This window comes from Candidatus Magnetobacterium casense (genome assembly GCF_019173545.1).
In the GTDB taxonomy this organism is placed as follows: Bacteria; Nitrospirota; Thermodesulfovibrionia; order Thermodesulfovibrionales; family Magnetobacteriaceae; genus Magnetobacterium; species Magnetobacterium cryptolimnobacter.
Genome location: NZ_JABXWD010000302.1, coordinates 1 through 4,134, shown reverse-complemented (window position 1 = coordinate 4,134; position 4,134 = coordinate 1). Strand labels below are relative to the sequence as shown.

At 51.1% G+C, this 4,134-nt stretch carries 3 protein-coding genes and 1 tRNA gene; 3 read left to right on the top strand and 1 reads right to left on the bottom strand.

Annotation, left to right across the window (positions count from 1 at the left end; translation table 11 throughout):
• Positions 1 to 247 precede the first annotated feature (247 nt).
• Positions 248 to 319 (bottom strand) — tRNA-Gly (locus tag HWQ67_RS13720).
• Positions 320 to 384: 65 nt separating this feature from the next.
• Between HWQ67_RS13720 and HWQ67_RS13715 the strand changes: the two genes are divergently transcribed.
• The 3 genes from HWQ67_RS13715 to HWQ67_RS13705 all read left to right on the top strand — a co-directional run bounded on the left by HWQ67_RS13715 (position 385) and on the right by HWQ67_RS13705 (position 3,920).
• Positions 385 to 1,890 (top strand): TIGR04222 domain-containing membrane protein, encoded by a 1,506-nt coding sequence (locus tag HWQ67_RS13715; RefSeq protein ID WP_218253255.1) that lies wholly within the window; start codon positions 385 to 387, stop codon positions 1,888 to 1,890.
• Complete coding sequence (locus HWQ67_RS13710) at positions 1,838 to 2,884, top strand: radical SAM/SPASM domain-containing protein (RefSeq protein ID WP_218253254.1); 1,047 nt, start codon at positions 1,838 to 1,840, stop codon at positions 2,882 to 2,884. The genes HWQ67_RS13715 and HWQ67_RS13710 overlap by 53 nt, the downstream gene beginning before the upstream one ends.
• A gap of 133 nt (positions 2,885 to 3,017) precedes the next feature.
• Complete coding sequence (locus HWQ67_RS13705; RefSeq protein ID WP_218253253.1) at positions 3,018 to 3,920, top strand: S66 peptidase family protein; 903 nt, start codon at positions 3,018 to 3,020, stop codon at positions 3,918 to 3,920.
• Positions 3,921 to 4,134: the final 214 nt, after the last annotated feature.

Genomic DNA, 4,134 nt, shown 5'->3' with positions numbered 1-4,134 from the left:
TTTGTGTTAAAGAAGACCTCATGTCTTTATCCTGTAAATCCTTTAATCTGTGTAATCCTAGTTCAGACAATCCCTGATGGTTACTTGAATGTGACATTGTCAAATTAAAAAAGCATGGTAAAAGGTTTCGCAGGAAGGGGTCAAGGGGACTGGTCCCCTTGCAGGGGGGTCTGAGGGGGGGGCAGAGCCGCCCCCTTCTTTCTTTTGTTACCATGAACTATAAAGAGGATACTCTTTATTCTTAATAAGCGGGCGACGGGATTCGAACCCGCGGCCTAAAGCTTGGGAAGCTTTCACTCTACCACTGAGTTACGCCCGCACTATTTACTGACCGAATATATTATAATATATGTGTATAAAAAAAACAACAGGAGGTTTGGTCATATGAGACGAGGTCATTTTATTTTTTTGTTTCTTTTCTCTATCGTGTTTCTGTGCAGCCTGCAAGCCAATGGCGCTGTTGTTGTCAGCGACTACGAGGCGCAATTTAGGGTTGTCCCCAATGAATCAGGACAACTTGAGGATGTTGCCGTCACCCTGAAGATCACATATGACGCCACCAACCAGACACTCAGCAATGGATTCAAGTTCGTAGGCACGGACAAGGTCAGCCATGTGAGTGTCAGGGATAAACACGGTGATATCCACTTTAGTGTTGATAAACTCCGTGAGACGAAGATCAGCTTCACCTTCCCCCCTGTCCGGGGCCAAAAGGTTATTACCCTAAGTTTACTGCTCGAAGGGGCGTTGAAGGACGGGGTGTTTTCGAGTCAGTTTGATGCCCGATGGCTTGGCAACTGGAGTATCCCCGTTAACAGGGCCAGATATTCCTTTGTGTTGCCCGATAAGTACAATTACAGTAGTGTTTCGGCCAATCTCCCCTACACGACAGAAACTGACGCCGCCGGTAAGGAGATAATCGTAATGGAGCAGGCGCCGCTAAAGACCAGGAGCCTTACTCTGACACTCAGCCCGGCAATCAGCGGCCATAAGTTATCGTTTTTTATTGCCTGGTTAGCCATTTCCCTGTTTGCCGTAATCGTCAGCGTAGTTAAGCGGTTGAGACTGTCTCAGCCACCAATCATGGATGCTCAACAGCCCACACCGACCGAAGTTGCATATCTGAAAAAGGGCTTCAAACATGCCGTTTGTGTAGCGGTCTTTGACCTGATACAGAGGGGAGCGCTGCAGCAGGCGGCAGAAAGAGAACATATATCGCAGAAGGCAAACGATAAAGAACTCAAAACCATCACCACCTCCTACGAGTATGGTGTTGTGTCATTTTTCAGCCGTCCTGCGACATTAAGGGATTTCGTCACCAACAGCGGTGCAATAAAGGCCTTTAAGAAAGGAATCATCGACGCTCTGATACGAAAGGGATGTCTCCTGGGCAGTTATGACAAGCAGTCTTTCTTTTCTACGGTGTTGTTTACCTGCATACTGGCTGTGATTGCCCTTATTGCAATGGGAAGCAACCTGGGGATTGGCACTGGCGTCATTGTGCTGTCCCTTACCGTGCCGATGATATGCACAATCTGGGCGATTGTCTTTTTGATGTCAACAGTTAAATCACCCAGAGCCAAGAAAGTTCTGTCCGATTTTGAACAAGCCGTAGACAGGGAGCGCATGATACTGACACGCGATCAGCAATACAATCCACTGTTGGGTTACACCGTTGCCATAGCCGGGCTGTCCATCCTGGAGGGTACGATATATGACCCGCTGTTGCCAAGCATCTCTTACGCCCGGGCGATGCACGCAGGGACGAGTACTGCGTGTAGTTCGTGCTCAGGCGGCAGCAGTAGTAGTAGTTGCAGCAGTTGCAGCAGCGGAGGAGGTGACGGAGGCGGTAGCGGGGGCTGTGGCGGTTGCGGTGGGGGCGGTGATTAGGATATCCGGCTTTGATCCGTATTTCTATCTCCAGTGGCATATAAACAGCCAGTGCAACCTCAGTTGCGCCCACTGCTATGTGCAACAGCGCAGGGCTGAACTGGACGAAATCGACCTGTTTCTGATCCTTGCTAAGTATAAGGACTTTCTCAGACAGAAGGGCATAAAGGGGCGGATTCAGTTCTCCGGAGGGGAGCCGTTTCTATCCGGGTCACTGATGCCGCTGTTGCTTCAGGCACGGAAAGACGGCCTACCAACGCGTGTGCTCTCAAACGGGACGCTGATAACCGCAGAGGTCGCCTCCGCCCTGCAACGGACGGGGTGTAGTACCGTCCAGATATCCATCGATGGCGACGCCTCCGTGCATAATGAACTCAGAGGCAGCAACAACGCCTTTGAACGGGCAACGGAAGGCGCCATGCACCTGCGAAACAATAACGTCCCCGTCACATTTATGATGACCGTCTCAGGGCACAACCACCTGAGTCTCAAGTCCGTCTGGGACGTTTCACGGCAATATGCCGACAGGTTTTCCTTCTCCCGGCTTGTCCCCATTGGTGTCGGCAGCCGGATGAGTGGCGATGTCCTGACGGTGAAAGAGACCAAACGTCTGTTTAAGATATTTCATGTGCTGAAGGCGGACGACAAACACCCCGTATCCAAGCCCATGCGTGACCCCCTGTGGCATCCCTACTTCAAGCGCTGCAACCCGCATCTGCTAAACGGTTGTTCGATAGGCTACAACGGCATCTGTATTGACAGCGACGGGACGGTCTATCCATGCAGGCGTTTGCCCATACCCCTTGGAAATGTCATGACAGACAACCTGGCCGATATCTACAACTCAGATGTCCTAAACCAGCTAAGAGACAGGGACAGGCTCAAAGGCAAATGCGGACGGTGCCCCATGAGATGGCAGTGTGGTGGTTGCCGTGCCATTGCATATGCGTTGACGGGCGACTATCTTCAGCAAGACCCGCAGTGCTTTCGGTAGCAACTTGTAGTAATGGTAGTCATTTGATAACAAAAATGCCCATAAAGGGGTCAAGGGGGCTGGCCCCCTTGCAGGGGGTTCTGAAGGGGGGCGGAGCCGCCCCTTTCTTTCTTCTTTACGTATAAAATTAATTATGGGCAGGTACTTATCAATTCTTAACCCTGGCGATACCATTGGTATAGTTTCGCCTTCTGATCCGCTTTGTTATTGCGATGATCTACGCAGGGGGATCGAGTACCTGGAGCGTCTTGGGTTTCGCACTGAGGTGGGGAGACATATCGGCTCACCCGTACCTGGGGAGAGGGCGGAGGATATAAATCATTTTTTCGGCAGGGATGATATCAAGGCGATATTTTCAACGCAGGGTGGCAACAGCGCCGAACAAGTCTTGCCGCATTGCGACATGGACATCATAGGGGCAAATCCCACGATTTTTATGGGACTCAGTGATGTGACGGTGTTTTTAAATGCCATACATCACAGGACGGGACTTGTCACCTACCATGGCAACAACGTGCGTCTTGGCGTCAACGCAGAACCGGACGATTATGACAGGCAGGAGCTGATCAACAGGCTATGTCTTGGCAAGGCGGGCGATGTGAAACCACGTAGGGGACGCACTGCCATACGCCACGGGGTGGGCAGGGGGAGGTTGCTTGGGGGCAATCTGAGGTGTCTTTTGAAGTTGGCCGATACGGAGTTTTGGCCTGACTTTACCGATTCGATCCTGTTTATCGAGTCCTATCGCATTACGCCGGAGAGCTGTCTGAGGTACTTTGAGGTGCTTAGGCATATGGGGGTTTTTGAGGGTGTCAGGGGGGTGCTTGTGGGATTTAACTACAGTATGCAGGTAACGCATCCTGAGATGCGGCAGATGGAGAGACTGTTGGCCGAGTTTACGGACGGCTATGACTTCCCGATCCTGAAGGTTGAGGACTTTGGCCACTTTTGCCCGAACACTGTCTTGCCCGTAGGCTCTGTGGTCGAGCTGGACGCCAATGCAGGGCGTATTACCATAATCCCCGATAGCGTCTAATGTTTTGCATATAACTGTGTAATCAGAGATCTGTTCTATGATTTGCCCACCCCTCTAAATCTGCCTTCCATAACAAATCTGACATTACCCACCAAAAATAAGATATATAGAGCGTTTCGATTGCATGCGATACAAAGAAAGAAAGGGGCGGCTCCGCCCCCCTTCAGAACCCCCCGCAAGGGGACCAGTCCCCTTGACCCCGTAAAAATGCCAT